The organism is Bradyrhizobium sp. USDA 4541, assembly GCF_024171085.1.
Classification (GTDB): Bacteria; Pseudomonadota; Alphaproteobacteria; order Rhizobiales; family Xanthobacteraceae; genus Bradyrhizobium; species Bradyrhizobium australafricanum.
The window spans coordinates 150,294-166,707 of the sequence record NZ_JALJZF010000001.1 but is presented as its reverse complement, the minus strand read 5'-3'; the positions used below and the strand labels follow the sequence as shown (position 1 = coordinate 166,707).

Sequence of the window (16,414 nt, the reverse complement as noted above, 5' to 3'; positions counted from 1 at the left end):
AACGGCGTGATGCCGTGATGGAGAAGGAAATGGCCTACACCGCTGATGTCAATCGCTGGCGCGGCCCCGTCGAAGAGCCCTACCGTCCCTACTTCTACGCGACGCCGTGGCATCCCCTGAAGATCGCCGGGATCATCCTCGGCTTCATGATCTGGTGGCCGATCGGCCTCGCCCTTCTCTTTTTCACACTCGGGAGCAGAAAGATGGCCTGTTGGAGTCACAACGACATGGATCGCTGGCAGAACAAGATGGAGCGGATGCAGGACAAGATGGAGCGGATGAAGAGCCGCATGGAGCGCCGCGGCTTCCCGTTCGGCGGCTTCGGTCCGCCCTCCAGCGGCAACCGTGCCTTCGACGAGTACCGCCAGGACACGCTGCGCCGTCTCGAGGAGGAGCAGGTCGAGTTCAAGAACTTCCTCGATCGCCTGCGCCACGCCAAGGACAAGGAAGAGTTCGACGCCTTCATGGCGCAGCACAAGACCCGTCCGACCCCGCCGACCGACCAGCCGCCGCAGAGCTGATCGCGCGAGGCAAGCGCTAGCCTTCAGGCGATGTGCCCCCATAGAACCTGATGGCCCTGAGCCGCCCGTTTGCGATGAGCAAGCGGGCGGTTTGCATTTTGGGATGGTGACGCCCACTCTATCGTTTGGGATCCGGACGATGAGGTGAAGACTATGGCGGGATCAGCGACAGTGACGGCCGGCGAGCTCTGGCTTGCGATCCGGCGCGAGGCGGAGGCGGCGATCGCTGCCGATCCATTCCTCGAGGCGTCGGCCGCCTTCATTCTCGATCAGGGCGACCTCGGCGGGGCGCTCGCTTTTCTGATCGGCCGGCATATCAGCCGCGCGGAAGAGGATCGCGCACAGTTCGCGCGGACCGCCCGCGAAGCCTATGCGGCCGAGCCCGTGCTGGTCGATGCCGCGGCCACCGATCTCACGGCCATCGTGCGCCGTGATCCCGCGATCACGGGCTTCCTGCCGCCGCTGCTCAACTTCAAGGGCTTCGTCGCGCTGCAGGCCTGGCGGGTGTCGAACTGGCTGTGGCGCCAGGACCGCCCCGACCTTGCGCTCATGATGCAAAGCGCGACGGCGGACCAATTGCAGATCAGCATTCACCCGTCGGCCCGGATTGGAACGGCGGTTTTCCTCGATCACGGCACCGGCATCATCATCGGCGCGCTGGCCTCGGTCGGCGACGAGGTCACGATTTTGCAGAACGTCACCATCGCGCGGCATCAGGATGATCCGCGCCGCGCGCCGAAGATCGGCCACGGCGTGCTGCTCAGCGCCGGCGCCACGGTGATCGGACATCTCTCGATCGGCGATTTCGCCAGGATCGGCGCCGGCGCGCTGGTGACGACGGATGTGCCCGCCGGCTGCACCGCCATCGGCGTGCCCGCGCGGCTGACCAATTGCGCGGAGGCGGGCACGCTTTCGTGAGGTGAGCACCCCTCTCAGGCACCCTCTCCCCTTGTGGGAGAGGGTGGGGTGAGGGGTGGCCCCGGGCGAGACGGCGAGAGATAGGGCAATCGTTGATCAGCGTGCGCAGCGGGCGTCGCTAATCCTCATGGAGAGCGGAGCAAGCGGTACCCCTCTCCCCAACCCTCCCCCACAAGGGGGAAGGGAGTCCGACTAGCGCGCTCGCCTCACTGCGTGATGCGACGGGACCGTCGCCGCCTTACATATTCGACCCATGGATCGCGTCAGTCACCGCATCGGTGACTTCCTTCGTCGTCGCCTTGCCGCCGACGTCGGGCGTCAGCACGCCGGCCGCGCACACCTTCTCGACCGCGGCCATCAGGCGCGCCGCGGCGTCCTTCTCGCCGAGATGCTCCAGCATCTGTGCACCGGTCCAGAACGTCGCGACCGGGTTGGCGATGCCCTTGCCGGTGATGTCGAAGGCCGAGCCGTGGATCGGCTCGAACATCGAGGGATAGCGGCGCTGCGGGTCGATGTTGCCGGTCGGCGCCACGCCGAGGCTACCGGCCAGCGCGCCGGCGAGGTCGGAGAGGATATCGGCGTGCAGATTGGTTGCGACGATGGTGTCGAGGCTCTTCGGATTGAGCGTCATCCGCACCGTCATGGCGTCGACCAGCATCTTGTCCCAGGTGACGTCGGGGAAGTCCTTCGCTACCTCGGCCGCGATCTCGTCCCACATCACCATGCCGTGGCGCTGCGCGTTCGACTTGGTCACCACGGTGAGGAATTTGCGCGGCCGCGACTGCGCGAGCTGGAACGCATAGCGCATGATCCGCGTCACGCCGACCCGGGTGAAGACAGCGACTTCGGTGCCGACCTCTTCCGGCAGGCCCTTGTGCGCGCGGCCGCCCATGCCGGCATATTCGCCTTCGGAATTCTCGCGCACGATCACCCAGTCGAGATCGCCGACGCCGACATTGCGCAGCGGCGAGGCGACGCCGGGCAGGATCTTGGTCGGCCGCACATTGGCGTATTGGTCAAAGCCCTGGCAGATCGGCAGCCGCAGGCCCCACAGCGTGATGTGGTCGGGCACATCGGGTGCGCCGACCGCGCCGAAATAGATCGCGTCGAATTTCTTCAGCTCCGCGAGCCCGTCGGCCGGCATCATCACGCCGTGCTTCTTGTAATAGTCCGAGCCCCAGTCGAAGGTCTTGACGTTGAAGCTGATGTCGCCGCTGCGTTTTGCGAGAGCCTCCAGCACGCGGACGCCCGCGGAGATCACTTCGGGGCCGATGCCGTCGGCGGGGATGGCGGCGATGGAATGGGTACGCATGGGTTGTCTCCGGATGAGTGGTTAGCGGGTTCGCATGGGATTTGGTTGCGGTTCGGATTGTGCCGGCGCGCTCTGCGCGCGCGACAGCAGCAGCGTGAGCACGGCCGAGAGCACCAGGAGGCCGGCGACGAAATAAAGACCGCCGTCGAAACTGCCGGTGCGTTCCTTGATCCAGCCGATCATCGCCGGCCCGACGAAGCCGCCGAGATTGCCGATCGAGTTGATGGTGGCGATCCCGGCCGCGGCGGCCGAGCCGGACAAGAACATGGTCGGCATGCTCCATAGCGGCGGCTTCGACGAGGAGATGCCGATATTGACCAGGGTCAGCGCCGCGATCACGGCGGCAAGGCCGGTCCACAGCCCGGCGAGCGCAAGTCCCGCCGCGGCCATCAGGCAGGCCAGCACCACGTGCCAGGTGCGCTCGCCGGTGCGGTCGGAATGTCGCGCCCATAGCACCATTGCGATGACGGCAACCGTCGCCGGTACGGCGTTGAGGAAGCCGACCTGGATCGACGACAGGCCGAACGCCTTGATGATCTGCGGCGCCCACACCCCAAGTGTGTAGAGCCCGGCCGAGGTGCCGAAATAGACCAGAGCCAGCGCCAGCACCCGCGGGTCGGCGAGGCCGCGCCAGATGCTGTGGCTTGCGGTCGTGGCCTTGCCGTCGTTCTCGACCTTCATGGTCTTGACCAGCCAGGCGCGCTCGTCGTCGGCCAGCCATCTGGCCTGCTCCGGCCGGTCGGTCAGGAAGCCCAGCACGACGAAGCCGAGCAGCACGGCGGGCACGGCCTCCAGCACGAACAGCCATTGCCAGCCCTTGAAGCCGAGCAGTCCGTCCATCTCCAGCAGCGCACCGGAGAGCGGCGAGCCGAGCACGGTCGACAGCGGCGCCGCCGCCATGAACAGCGCGGTGACGGCGGCGCGCTGCCGCGCCGGGAACCAGTAGGAGAGATAGAGGATGATGCCGGGGAAGAAGCCTGCTTCGGCGGCGCCGAGCAGGAAGCGCAGCACGTAGAAGCTAGTCGCGCCCTGCACCAGCGCCATCGCCGCCGAGACCAGGCCCCAGGTGATCATCACCCGCGCGATCCAGATCCGCGCGCCGATCTTGTGCAGGATGATGTTGGAGGGCACTTCGAACAGGAAGTAGCCCCAGAAGAAGATACCGGCGCCGAAGCCATAGACGGTCGGCGACAGGCCGATGTCCTTGTTCATGGTCAGCGAGGCGAAGCCGATATTGACGCGGTCGATGAACGCCACGAAGTACAGCAGCATGATGAACGGCACGATGCGCAGTGAGATCTTGCGCAATACGCGCGCGCCAAGCTGGCTTTCCATGGGCTTCTTCCCCCGGGTTCGTCTTGTTTGTTGGGACGGCGCCTGTCGCGCGCCATCGGAAAGCCTAGAAGCTCGCGCCCTTCCGCTTCAACCCACGCCGGTTTATACAAAAAAATGATATAATCGGACCCGGTCTCACTTGGCGTCGTGCCCGGCCATGTGCGGGGCATCCACGTCTTGGCGGCAAAGAAAGACGTGGATGGCCGGGACAAGCCCGGCCATGACGAACGCGGGGCATAAGGAAGCGACATCTTGGAACTGCACCAGCTTCGCTGCTTCGTTGCGGCTGCCGAGGAACTGCATTTCGGCCGCGCGGCGCAGCGCCTGCAGATGATGCCGTCGGCGCTGGGCCGCCACATCAAGCTGCTGGAAGAGGATCTCGGGGTGCGGCTGTTCGCGCGCACCACGCGCGCGGTGTCGCTGACCGAGGACGGCGCTGTGCTGCTGCGCGAGGGCCGCGCGCTGCTCGGCCGCGCTGAGGCGATCGAGAACGGCTTTCGCCGTCGGCTGCGCAAGCCGCAGGCGCGCCGCTTCCGGATCGGCGCGATCGACAGCGCGGCGGCCGGCCTGCTGCCGCCGCTGCTGCGCGACCTCCGCGCCGCCCATCCTGATGTTGCCGTGCAACTGCTCGAGGAGAAGACCATCCGGTTGCTGCCGAAGCTGCTGTCGGGCGCGCTCGACCTTGCGTTCGTGCGCCCGCCGGAGCGGCCCGACCGCCGCATCGAGTTTGTCCCGCTGCTGCAGGAGACCGCCGTGGTGGCGCTGTCGCACAAGCACGCGCTGGCGCGGCGCAAGCAGATCGTGCTGCCCGACATCGCGGATCAGCCCCTGATCGTGCCGGAACGCCGCTCGCGGCCGCACAGCCACGATCTGACGACAAAACTGTTCGCCGAGGCCGGGCTGACGCCGCGTATCCAGGAGATCGCCGACGAGAAGCAGACCATCGTCAACATGGTCGCAGCAAGGCTCGGCGTTGCCATCGTGCCGCGCTGGACCGCACGGATGGCGATATCAGGCGTCCGCTTTGTGCCGCTCCGCCTGAAGCGCGGCAGCAGCGCCGGCCGCCTGCCGCTCGCCGCCGCCTGGCTGAAAGGCTCCCGCGATCCGGTACGCGACCAGGTGATCGCGGTGCTTGAGGCAAGGTTGAAGAGTTACGCGCGCGAGGCGTGAACACGTCTCTCTCTCTCTCTCTTCATTCCGGGGCGTGCGAAGCGCGAGCTCGGAATCCATTCCACCACGCGTTTTGCGGATCGATGGATTCGGGACCTGTGTTGCAAAACGCGGAGCCTCTGTCTTCAACCAATGGAAGGATCATTCGATTTTTCAACCGTGTCGTCGCGAGGCGTGGAGCGCGGTAGTGCCTGTGCCCATTTCGGCGGCAGAAAGTTCCTCGATCAACTGAAACGCATGGTGCGGAAAGTTCCACCACGATCCCGTTCTGTTTCGACCTAATGTGAATCGCGGCGCGATGCTTGCAAGAACCAAAGCAGTTTGATCTCACGCTGTTGCATCGATGTTCCGCTTCAACGGATACGATTGCAGTGCGCCGCCACATAAGCGCCCTTTGTTACTTCTTGAATGCATGTCGAGTAACAACCGAAATCCCGAGCCGCATCATGGCGGCTTTGGACCAAGGGAAAGTGATGATGTGGACAGCCCGACACTGCTCGATCCGTCTGCTTGTTGTGCTTGCGACGGCAGTCTCCTCACTCCCAGCCATGGCTCAGGTGAGCAAGGGCAGTCCTTCCGCCGTGGCACCCGCAGCGCCCGCCGCACCAACTGCGGCACCGGCCTCGTCGAGCAAGGTCTCATTAGGTGCCATTCGGTGGGACAATTGGAGTCTCGACAGTCCCTATGGGCAGGTCCTAGCCGACCCTGGATTGCGCGCGCGCGCTCCGTATTACACAGAGCGTCTGCCGAACGGAAATCTCGGTTTTCCCGGAAACACCGAACGAGCACTGAATGCGGACGTGCATTACGCGAAGTCCGCAGGCTTGGATTATTTCATCTTCGGCTACTACCTGGAGAGTTCGTCCTGGGGACGCGATCCCAGTCGAGCCGTGGCGCTCAATCGGGCGTTGGGAAATTTTCTTCGGCTTCCAGACAAGCTCGGCATCAAATACGCGCTGAATTTCAACCTGTCATTCCCCCCTCGTGATGTGCCGATGGTGAGTGATGCAATCAGCAAAGCGGTAGCCGGGCCGGATTACATGCGGGCGAGCGACGGCTCGGCGCCTGTGTTCTTCCTGCTTGGTACGATGACCCCGTGGATAAAGGGGCTTGGGGGTGAAGAGGGTACAAAGGCGGCCCTGAAGGATATGAGGGATCGGGTCAAGGCCGCGACCGGCCGAGATCTCTACCTGGTTGCCTTGCTCTTCAACCTGTCCGAGACGGAGCCCGTTGCTCACAGGATAGGATTTGATGCGGCGAGTACATATGCGACCGCCCTTGGGTCGAATGGAAAATCCCTGCCGTACGCCAGTTGCGCGGCTCTTGCACAGAAAGCCTGGCAAGCCGAAGCCCAGAATGGTTCTGGAGGCTTCCTGCCAACCGTGACGCTTGGCTGGGATTATCGACCGGCTTTGCGCGATCCTCAGGAACTGAAAACTCGCAAGCCGAATCCGGACTGGTGTCAACCTGCCACCGATGAGGAATGGACACGGCAAATCCGTGCTGCAATCAGTCAGGCGGCCAACAATCCGCGCAACGGTCGCTTCAAGAGCGTTGTGATCTATGCCTGGAACGAGAGCTCCGAAGGCGGCTGGATTCAGCCGACGCTGTCTGAAGGCGTGCGGCGTCTCAAAGTGATCGCCAACGCGGCGGGCCGACGCCCGACACTTCCGCCGTTCAAGCTGGTGTGGCCGACGCGGATCGATCCGAAGGCGTGTGCCGTCGGTTCGTCATCGATCTCAACTACAACGGCTGGCGCCGGATGCAAATCGGCCAGTGATTCGATGACAACTGCGTGGCCATGTCCGCCAGGCATGCAGATTGCAGGCGAGGAATTGCGCCAAGCACCGTCGGAGGATGGAGAAAAAATACCGCTTATCTGGCAGGAGAGGCTCTGCACGCCACAGGGCAAACAGCAGCGATCAGTTAATTGAGTCAATATCGACAGGGGGTTCCCAATGGATGAAGTCTGGAGTGATGAAAATACCTTCGTGATCAACAACATGAAGTTTGGCCTGATCAGGCAGAACTTCAATGATGCCAGGACGACGAAGGATTCCATCGCGATCATCAAGAACCGCGGGATGATTGATCGCTACAAAAGCCTCATTCGCGAGAACGGGGTTACCAATATCCTGGAATTCGGCATCTTCGAAGGTGGTTCGGCTTTGCTTCTTGCCGCGATCGAGGAACGTATCAAGTTCGTCGGGATCGATATCAGACCTGCGAGCCCAGCGGTGCTTGGCCTGATCCGCGACCACGGTCTGACGGACCGCGTCAAATTATACTACAATACGTCGCAAGGCGACACCGCGCGCGTCCAGACCATCATCAGGACGGAATTCCCCGGCCAGCGAATAGATATGATTATCGACGACGCCTCGCATCAATACGAGCTCTCGCGAGCAAGCTTCGAGGCGTCCTTCCATTATCTCAAGAGCGATGGTCTCTATCTGATCGAAGATTGGGCCTGGGCTCATTGGGAGGAGCCCTATCAGACGCAGCAATGGACCGATATGCCCGCCCTCACCAATCTGATCTTCGAGCTCGTCATGCTCTGTGGGAGCCGGCCCGATATCATTTCGGAAATGAGCGTTCAGAAGGCGATAGCCATTTTCCGCAAGGGCGAACAAGAGGTCGGAAACTTCAGCCTGTCAAAGCTCTACCGTCATCGCAACAGGTGGACCCCCGCACTGTGACGATGCGCCCGGCTCTTGCCGGAGAGCACACGAGCTCGATCGCTTCCCCCACAACGCGTTATGCCCGGCCTTGCGCCGGGCATTCACGTCTTGGCTGCATAAAAGGAAGACCTGGACGGCCGGGACGAGCCCGGCCATGACGATGACTGAGCCGAAAGGAATCCCCGCGTCTTGGAACTGCACCAGCTTCGCTGCTTCGTGGCGGCTGCTGAGAACTGCGTTTCGGGCGCGCGGCGCTGCGCCTGCAGACGATGCCGTCGGCGCTCGGCCGCCACATCAAGCTGCTGGCGATCGAGAACGGCTTTCGCCGTCGGCTGCGCAAGCCACAGGCGCGCCGCTTCCGGATCGGCGCGATCGACAGCGCGGCGGCCGGCCTGCTGCCGCCGCTGCTGCGCGACCTCCGCGCCGCCCATCCTGATGTTGCCGTGCAACTGCTCGAGGAGAAGACCATCCGCCTGCTGCCGAAGCTGCTGTCTGGCGCGCTCGACCTCGCCTTCGTGCGCCCGCCGGAGCGGCCCGACCGCCGCATCGAGTTTGTCCCGCTGTTGCAGGAGACCGCCGTGGTGGCGCTGTCGCACCAGCACGCGCTGGCGCGGCGCAAGCAGATCGTGCTGCCCGACATCGCGGATCAGCCCCTGATCGTGCCGGAGCGCCGCTCGCGGCCGCACAGCCACGATCTGACGACAAAGCTGTTCGACGAGGCCGGGCTGACGCCGCGTATCCAGGAGATCGCCGACGAGAAGCAGACCATCGTCAACATGGTCGCAGCAAGGCTCGGCGTCGCCATCGTGCCGCGCTGGACCGCACGGATGGCGATCCCCGGCGTCCGCTTTGTGCCGCTCCGCCTGAAGCGCGGCAGCAGCGCCGGCCGCCTGCCGCTCGCCGCCGCCTGGCTGAAAGGCTCCCGATCGCTGTGCTCCAGGCACGGTTGAAGAGTTACGCGCGCGAGGCGTGAGGGCGCTTCGTTGCGTGATGCCTCGACGGCCGATGAATGATTTTGGCCGGTTGACCTAGGTCAACACGACCTGCGCTGGCCAGGGTGAGCGTGCCCGGCATGGCGAAGCGTCAGGACTGGGTCATGATCGCAGGGTGCGTCGCTACCGCTTTGGCGGTGGTGGCGCTCGTCGCCCTTTTCTCTGCCTGAGCTGTGTCGCCCCCGTAGTGTTACGGGGATGTCCAGCTAGGTCCCGGAGATAACTGGGTAATTCCCAAAGCTCGAACACCGCTGGCACAAACTGCACTGGCTTGCCGAGTTCCTCCCGGCATAGCTTCCCCTTCCAACGTAGGGCGGCGTTATGGGCAACCTACTTTACAGCGTGTTTGTCGTACTGATGGGGCTAAGCCCGGTCATCCTCGTGGCGATTGCCATGTTCATAAATTGAGGGCCAGGGCTGTGTCTTTCGGCGTGCCAACCACTGATCCATTCCGCTGGCGTGCTTAGTTAATAAATCCGCGATGCTTTAACCTGGTGAAAGGTTGGCGTCAGCGCGGGCGTGTACGCTCGCGCCCATGAATTGGGACCTGCTGTATTTCCGCCTCTCGCTCGTCTGGATGGCGATCACCGCTGCCATGCTGGTCTATGTGCTGGTCGCATAGGGCTGCCTCTTCGCATAGGGCAGCCTCTCCGTCGCCGAAGGCGTTCCGCCGGTATTTTCCCCACGCCAATCGGTGATTTGCCGACGGACAACTCAGCAAAACGTGTCAAGTCCCCGCACGGAGCCCATGGGGGCGATCGACACCCGGCTTTCCCGCGCCCTCAGTTCAAGAGAGGGCGGATTGAAAAGTCAAAGCTCGGGCAATTCATATCGCGAGAGCGCAGAAGTTCGTCTTACTCGCGGCTCCACACACTCAGTGTCGTCCCGGCGAAAGCCGGGACCCATAACCACAAATGCCGATTGTTACGCACCGTTGGAATAACGAGTCCCGTCAACAACACCCGCCGCGGCGCATGGGTCCCGGCCTGCGCCGGGACGACACTGAATTTGAGGCGCGCAGGCGGGCCTCGCAATCTGCACCACGGATTCGCCGTTGTCTCGGCCTTCGCCAGGACGACGCGGAGAGAACTGCGCACGGGTCTGCCTTCGCTCCGGCGCAGGTAGCCAACGGTTCCCATCCAGGCAGGTTTCCGGCAAAGCTGTCGACCGGGACGTCACTCTGCCGGCGCGGCTCAAATCTCCCCGGTTTTGCGGGTCCGCCATGAGTTCCTCCTTTGTAGACTCGCGTTATGTTATAATATAACAGTCGTTCCATGGCGCATACGCATACCCACGAGGACCACCATCACGGCCACGCCCCCCACGGGCACAGCCACGCCCCGCACGCGCATCCGGCGCAGGCCGCGCACTGGTCGATCCTGCGCATGCCCGTGCCGGGCCGACTGCTCGCGGCGCTCGCGGTCAGTGCCTGCCTGTGGGCTGTCGTCTGGCTGGCGATGAGGTGAGACCGGTGGCTGCTCTTGTTACCTTCCGTGACGTCACGCTCGGCTATGACCGCCACCCGGCGGTGCATCATCTCAATGGCGCCGTCGAGGCCGGTGCGCTGCTCGCCGTGATCGGCCCGAACGGCGCCGGCAAGTCGACCCTGCTGCGCGGCATCGCCGGCGTGCTCAAGCCGCTGTCCGGCGTGATCGATCTCGACGGGCTGGATCATCGCGACATCGCCTATCTGCCGCAGTCTGCCGACATCGACCGCAGCTTCCCGATCTCGGTGTTCGATTTCGTCGGCACCGGGCTGTGGCGCTCCACCGGGTTCTTCGGCGGCATCGGCAAGGCCGCGCGCGAGAAGATTTTGGCGGCGCTCGCCGCCGTCGGCCTCAACGGATTCGAGAACCGCCCGATCGGCACGCTGTCCGGCGGCCAGACCCAGCGCATGCTGTTCGCGCGCGTGCTGTTGCAGGACGCCCGGCTGATCGTGCTCGACGAGCCGTTCAACGCCATCGACGCCAAGACCACCGCCGACCTGCTGGCGCTGGTGAAGCGGTGGAACGGCGAGGGGCGCACCGTGCTGGCGGCGCTGCATGACCTCGACATGGTGCGCAACAATTTCCCGGAGACGCTGCTGCTGGCGCGCGGCCCGGTCGAATGGGGACCGACCGCCGAGGCGCTGACGGCGGACAATCTGATGGTCGCGATGCGGATGTGCGAGGCGTTCGACGATAGCGCCGCGGCCTGCGCCGCTGATCCACGCTCGCGGGCCGCCTGACGCCGATGCTATCCGACGCGCTGGTCACGCCCTTCACCGAATTCGAATTCATGCGCCGCGCGCTGGCGGCGGTGATCGCGCTGTCGCTCGGCGGTGCGCCGATCGGCGTGTTCCTGATGCTGCGGCGGATGAGCCTGGTCGGCGACGCCATGGCGCATGCGATCCTGCCGGGGGCGGCGATCGGCTTCCTGCTGTCCGGGCTCAACCTGTTCGCGATGACGACCGGCGGCCTGATCGCGGGCTTTGCCGTGGCGCTGCTCGCCGGCCTCGTCGCCCGCACCACCGAATTGAAGGAGGACGCCTCGCTTGCGACCTTCTATCTGGTCTCGCTCGCGCTCGGCGTCACCATCGTGTCCATCAAGGGCACCAATATCGACCTGCTGCACGTGCTGTTCGGCAACATCCTGGCGATGGACGACCAGACGCTGCTGGTGATCGCGTTCAACGCCACCCTCACGCTCCTGGTGCTCGCGGTGATCTATCGCCCGCTGGTGATCGAATGCGTCGATCCGGTGTTTTTGCGCACCGTGAGCCGGGCCGGCGCGCCGGCGCATCTCGCCTTCCTCGCGCTGGTCGTGGTCAACCTCGTCAACGGCTTCCACGCGCTCGGCACGCTGCTCGGCGTCGGACTGATGATCCTGCCCGCGGGCATTGCGCGGTTCTGGTCGCGCGACATCACCACCATGATCTGCATCGCGGTGGCGAGCGCGATGCTGTCGGGCTATGCCGGACTCGTGCTGTCGTACCAGACCCGGATTCCCTCAGGCCCCGCGATCATCCTGGTTGCGGCGGGGCTCTATATTGTGTCGCTGCTGTTCGGCAATGTCAGCGGCCTGGTGCGGCAGCTGTTTCCCGGCCGCCATCTCGAGGCGTGAGTACGATGCGGCGATTGTTCGGTTTGATTGGTCTGGCGCTGCTGCTGGCGAGTGGACCGGCGCGCGCCGCCGAACGCATCAATGTCGTCGCGAGCTTCTCGATCCTCGCCGACATGGTGCGCAATGTCGGCGGCAATAATGTCGACGTGACGGCGCTGGTCGGGCCCGACGGCGACGCGCATGTCTACGCGCCGACGCCGGCGGATGCCAAGAAGGTCGCCGACGCCAAGCTCGTGGTGATTAATGGTCTCGGCTTCGAGGGCTGGATGCCGCGGCTGCTGCAGGCCTCGGGCAGCAAGGCACCGGTCGCGGTGGCGACCAAGGGGATCATGCCACGGAAGATGGGCGGCCATGACGATCCGCATGCCTGGCAATCCGTGGCCAATGCGAAGATCTACGTCGTCAATATTCGCGACGGGCTGATCGCCGCGGCCCCCGACCAGACAGCCATCTTCAAGGCCAATGCCGACGCCTATCTGGCCAAGCTCGAGGCGCTCGACCGCGAGGTGCATGAGGCGGTGGCGAAAGTGCCGGAGGCGCGGCGCAAGGTGATCTCGACCCATGGCGCCTTCGGCTATTTCGCTGACGCCTACGGCGTCACGTTCTTCTCGCCGCTCAGCGTGTCCACGGATTCCGAGCCCAGCGCGCGCGATATCGCCGCCATCATCGCCCAGATCAAGGTTGCGAAAATTCCGGCAGTTTTTCTCGAAAATATCAGCGATCCCCGCCTGATCGAGCGGATCGCGGCCGAGACCGGCGCCCGGGTCGGCGGCACCCTGTATTCGGACGGTTTGACGGCCGAAAAGGGCGATGCACCCACTTACATTGATATGGTCAGGCACAATATAAAGGCCCTGACCAGCGCGCTCGCCGAGTAGGGCAGGGGCCTCCCTGTCTGGGTTGAGCGCGGACCAGCATGATCCGGAAAAGTGGGGTCCGGTTTTCCGATAAGATCATGTTCAAACAAAGAGTTCCTTCGGAGTTGTTATGGCTGAAGCTTCGCAAAAAATTCCTGTGACCGTGCTGACGGGCTATCTCGGCGCCGGCAAGACCACGCTGTTGAACCGCATCCTGTCGGAAAACCACGGCAAGAAATACGCCGTCATCGTCAACGAATTCGGCGAGATCGGCATCGACAACGACCTCATCATCGGCGCCGATGAGGAAGTGTTCGAGATGAACAATGGCTGCGTGTGCTGCACGGTGCGCGGCGACCTCGTCCGCATCATGGACGGCCTGATGAAGCGCAAGGGCAAGTTCGACGCCATCATCGTCGAGACCACCGGCCTTGCCGATCCGGCGCCGGTCGCGCAGACCTTCTTCGTCGACGAGGACGTGCAGAAGAACGCCCGGCTCGACGCGGTCGTGACCGTCGCCGATGCCAAATGGCTGAGCGACCGCCTCAAGGACGCGCCGGAAGCCAAGAACCAGATCGCGTTCGCCGACGTCATCGTGCTGAACAAGACCGACCTGGTCTCAAAGCCCGAACTCGCCGAGGTCGAAGCCCGCATCCGCGGCATCAATCCCTATGCCAAGCTGCACCGCACCGAGCGTTGCCAGGTCGGGCTGACCGACGTGCTGGAGCGCGGCGCGTTCGATCTCGACCGCATCCTGGAGATCGAGCCCGATTTCCTCGAGGCCGGCGACGATCACGACCATGATCACGATCATCATCAGCATGACCATGATCACCACCACCATCATGATCACGACCATGGCCATGGCGGGTTGAAGCATTATCACGACGAGGACATGCAATCGCTGTCGCTGCGTTCCGAGAAGCCGCTCGACCCGACCAAGTTCATGCCCTGGCTGCAGCAGCTCGTCGCCACCGAGGGCCAGAAGATCCTGCGCTCGAAGGGCATCCTCGCCTTCACCGGCGATGACGACCGCTACGTGTTCCAGGGCGTCCACATGATGCTGGAGGGCGACCATCAGCGGAAATGGAAGGACGGCGAGAAGCGCGAGAGCCGCGTCGTGTTCATCGGTCGTGAACTGCCCGAGCAGGTGATCCGCGACGGCTTCGAGCAGTGCATCACCACGTGATGAAAGAGTTCGATCCGGGCGAGGCCCCTTCTTCCATCGTTTCGATCACCGACCGCGTCAAGCCGCTGCCGCTCGGCGCGGCGGTGAGCTCGGTACATTTCCTCGGCGACCGCGCGTTCTTCGTCGGCGCCGAGGAGGGTGTTGCGATCGCGACCGCCGAAGGCGAGATCACACGGACGCAGACGCATTTCGGCGCCATCCTGTGCGCCGCCTCCGACGGCAAGCGGCTCGTCACCGGCGGTGACGACGGCAAGCTGGTCGCGATCGACGCCAAGGGCGAGACCGCTGTCATTGCGACCGACGCCAAGCGGCGCTGGATCGACAACGTCGCCCTGCACAGCGAGGGCACGCTGGCATGGTCGGCGGGCAAGACCGCGTTCGTGCGCAATCCCAAGGGCGAGGAGAAAACCTTCGAGGTACCGTCGACCGTCGGCGGGCTTGCTTTTGCGCCGAAGGGCCTGCGGCTTGCGATCGCGCATTACAACGGCGTGACCTTGTGGTTTCCCAACATGGCGGCCAATCCGGAGTTTCTGGAATGGGCCGGCTCGCATCTCGCCGTCATGTTCAGCCCGGACAACAAATTCCTCGTCACCGCGATGCACGAGCCCGCGATGCATGGCTGGCGGCTCGCCGACAACCGGCATATGCGGATGAGCGGCTATCCTGGCCGGGTGCGCTCGATGTCATGGAGTGTCGGCGGCAAGGGGCTCGCGACCTCGGGCGCCGATACCGTGATCGTCTGGCCGTTCACCAGCAAGGACGGCCCGATGGGCAAGGAGCCGGCGATGCTGGCGCCGATGCCGGCGCGGGTCGCCGTGGTCGCCTGCCATCCGAAGAACGACATCATGGCGGTCGGCTATGCCGACGGCACCGTGCTGATGGTCCGGCTCGAGGACGGCGCCGAGATCCTGGTGCGCCGGAACGCCGGCACGGCGGTGTCGGCGCTCGGATGGAATGCCAAGGGCACGCTGCTCGCCTTCGGCACGGAAGATGGTGACGCGGGCATCGTGGAAATGTAAGAGATCGCGGCAGACGAAGCGTTTTCGAGCGAAGTGAGTACCGGATCGCATGAAGAAAACGCGTCAAAAGACGAAGCTCGCGCCGGGGCCGCAGCGTCATGCGATTTCTCACCACGTTCCAGCTCGCCGACTTCATCGACACGCTGGTCAGCCTGACCACGGCCTTTGTATTCGGCACCCTGATCGGCGCTGAGCGGCAGTACCGGCAGCGCACCGCGGGTCTGCGCACCAATGTGCTGGTCGCGGTCGGCGCTGCCGCCTTCGTCGACCTCGCGATGCATCTGGCCGGCGCCGACGGCGCGGTGCGGGTGATCGCCTATGTGGTGTCGGGAATCGGTTTCCTCGGCGCCGGCGTCATCATGAAGCAGGGCATGGATGTGCGCGGCCTCAACACCGCGGCCACGCTGTGGGCCTCGGCCGCGGTCGGCTCCTGCGCCGGTGCCGACCTCGTGGCGCAGGCGGCGGCGCTGACCGTGTTCGTGATCGCCGGCAACACGCTGCTGCGTCCGCTGGTCAACGCCATCAACCGCATCCCGCTGAACGAGAAGGCCTCGGAGGCGACCTACTACTTCAAGCTCGCGGTTACCCCGGAAGCGCTGCCAGACATGCGCGATCGCCTGGTCGAGAAGCTGGAGGCCGCGAACTACCCTGTTGCCGATGTCGACGTGGTCGAGGCCGGCGACGACTTCCTCGAGATCGTGGCGACGCTGGTCTCGACCGCGGTCGAGCCCAACGAGCTGAATGCCGTGGTGGTCGACCTGCAGCATCAGCCCGGCGTGCGGCACGCGACCTGGGAAGTCAGCACCACGGATTGAGCCGAGGTTCCCGCAGGCACCGCTTCGGAACCATGCCGTGGCGGGATCGTTGACCCCGTGGACAAGGCGCAGGTGAACGAGATGGCTGTGGATCGGACCAGGTTGCGAATCGACATGCTGATCGCCTCGACGCTGGTGGCAGCGGGCGTTGCGATCGCGGTGCTTTCGCTGCACGCGATCTATGCCGCTCCGCCGCAGGAGATCGCGCAGGCGACCCAGCCGCTGCAACCGACGCCGACGCCGGAGCCGCAGCAGACGGCGCCGCCGGCCGAGTCGAAGCCGGGCGGCGAGCGGCCGACCACGCCGGCGCCGCAGCCGGCGCGTCCCGACGATGAGGCACGGAAGGCCGGCGCCAAGCCGGTGCTGCCGCCCGCGCCCGCGGAGAAGACCGCGCCGCCGATCGAGAAAAAGTAAGCGCGCCGCGGCCCGCATTGTGACGCGGATTTGACGGACGCTGCCGATTATACGGTCTCGCCTCCGCCACCGGCACACTCCATAATCTG

At 64.5% G+C, this 16,414-nt stretch carries 15 protein-coding genes and 1 pseudogene; 14 read left to right on the top strand and 2 right to left on the bottom strand.

The window, feature by feature from the left end; translation table 11 throughout:
* Positions 1–29 precede the first annotated feature (29 nt).
* Positions 30–521, top strand: coding sequence for a DUF2852 domain-containing protein (locus tag J2R80_RS00765; protein WP_076827785.1), 492 nt, complete (start codon positions 30–32; stop codon positions 519–521).
* Between the two features lie 153 nt (positions 522–674).
* Positions 675–1,439 carry a serine acetyltransferase gene (locus tag J2R80_RS00760; RefSeq protein WP_057016225.1) on the top strand — a complete coding sequence of 255 codons (765 nt, stop codon included), beginning with the start codon at positions 675–677 and terminating at the stop codon, positions 1,437–1,439.
* A gap of 238 nt (positions 1,440–1,677) precedes the next feature.
* Here the strand turns inward: J2R80_RS00760 and J2R80_RS00755 are convergent, their stop codons facing one another.
* Complete coding sequence (locus J2R80_RS00755) at positions 1,678–2,751, bottom strand: tartrate dehydrogenase (RefSeq protein WP_076827718.1); 1,074 nt, start codon at positions 2,749–2,751, stop codon at positions 1,678–1,680.
* A gap of 21 nt (positions 2,752–2,772) precedes the next feature.
* Positions 2,773–4,086: an MFS transporter gene (locus J2R80_RS00750; RefSeq protein WP_076827716.1), complete on the bottom strand. Its 1,314-nt coding sequence runs from the start codon at positions 4,084–4,086 to the stop codon at positions 2,773–2,775.
* Between the two features lie 252 nt (positions 4,087–4,338).
* Between J2R80_RS00750 and J2R80_RS00745 the strand changes: the two genes are divergently transcribed.
* From J2R80_RS00745 to J2R80_RS00690, 12 genes and pseudogenes are all read left to right on the top strand, one after another.
* Positions 4,339–5,256, top strand: a complete 918-nt coding sequence (locus tag J2R80_RS00745) for a LysR family transcriptional regulator (protein WP_076827714.1) — start codon at positions 4,339–4,341, stop codon at positions 5,254–5,256.
* Between the two features lie 446 nt (positions 5,257–5,702).
* Complete coding sequence (locus tag J2R80_RS00740; RefSeq protein WP_141343173.1) at positions 5,703–7,190, top strand: hypothetical protein; 1,488 nt, start codon at positions 5,703–5,705, stop codon at positions 7,188–7,190.
* 24 nt (positions 7,191–7,214) lie between these two features.
* Positions 7,215–7,955 (top strand): class I SAM-dependent methyltransferase, encoded by a 741-nt coding sequence (locus J2R80_RS00735; protein ID WP_057016230.1) that lies wholly within the window; start codon positions 7,215–7,217, stop codon positions 7,953–7,955.
* Between the two features lie 171 nt (positions 7,956–8,126).
* Positions 8,127–8,910: pseudogene (locus tag J2R80_RS00730) on the top strand (LysR family transcriptional regulator).
* A 1,293-nt stretch (positions 8,911–10,203) separates the two neighbouring features.
* Positions 10,204–10,395 carry a hypothetical protein gene (locus J2R80_RS00725; protein WP_057016232.1) on the top strand — a complete coding sequence of 64 codons (192 nt, stop codon included), beginning with the start codon at positions 10,204–10,206 and terminating at the stop codon, positions 10,393–10,395.
* Positions 10,396–10,400: 5 nt separating this feature from the next.
* Positions 10,401–11,156, top strand: coding sequence for a metal ABC transporter ATP-binding protein (locus tag J2R80_RS00720; protein ID WP_028332852.1), 756 nt, complete (start codon positions 10,401–10,403; stop codon positions 11,154–11,156).
* Positions 11,157–11,161: 5 nt separating this feature from the next.
* The gene (locus tag J2R80_RS00715; protein ID WP_016842589.1) at positions 11,162–12,031 is read left to right on the top strand and encodes a metal ABC transporter permease; all 870 of its coding nucleotides are present in this window, start codon (positions 11,162–11,164) and stop codon (positions 12,029–12,031) included.
* A 5-nt stretch (positions 12,032–12,036) separates the two neighbouring features.
* Entirely contained in the window at positions 12,037–12,909 is an 873-nt protein-coding gene (locus J2R80_RS00710; RefSeq protein ID WP_076827710.1) for a metal ABC transporter substrate-binding protein, read from the top strand.
* A 109-nt stretch (positions 12,910–13,018) separates the two neighbouring features.
* Complete coding sequence (locus tag J2R80_RS00705) at positions 13,019–14,077, top strand: GTP-binding protein (protein ID WP_076827709.1); 1,059 nt, start codon at positions 13,019–13,021, stop codon at positions 14,075–14,077.
* Complete coding sequence (locus tag J2R80_RS00700) at positions 14,077–15,096, top strand: WD40 repeat domain-containing protein (protein WP_076827707.1); 1,020 nt, start codon at positions 14,077–14,079, stop codon at positions 15,094–15,096. Before J2R80_RS00705 ends, J2R80_RS00700 begins: the two co-directional genes overlap by 1 nt.
* Positions 15,097–15,194: 98 nt before the next feature.
* Positions 15,195–15,911: an MgtC/SapB family protein gene (locus J2R80_RS00695; RefSeq protein WP_038384367.1), complete on the top strand. Its 717-nt coding sequence runs from the start codon at positions 15,195–15,197 to the stop codon at positions 15,909–15,911.
* A gap of 81 nt (positions 15,912–15,992) precedes the next feature.
* Entirely contained in the window at positions 15,993–16,325 is a 333-nt protein-coding gene (locus J2R80_RS00690) for a hypothetical protein (RefSeq protein ID WP_168857865.1), read from the top strand.
* The last annotated feature ends 89 nt before the right edge of the window (positions 16,326–16,414 follow it).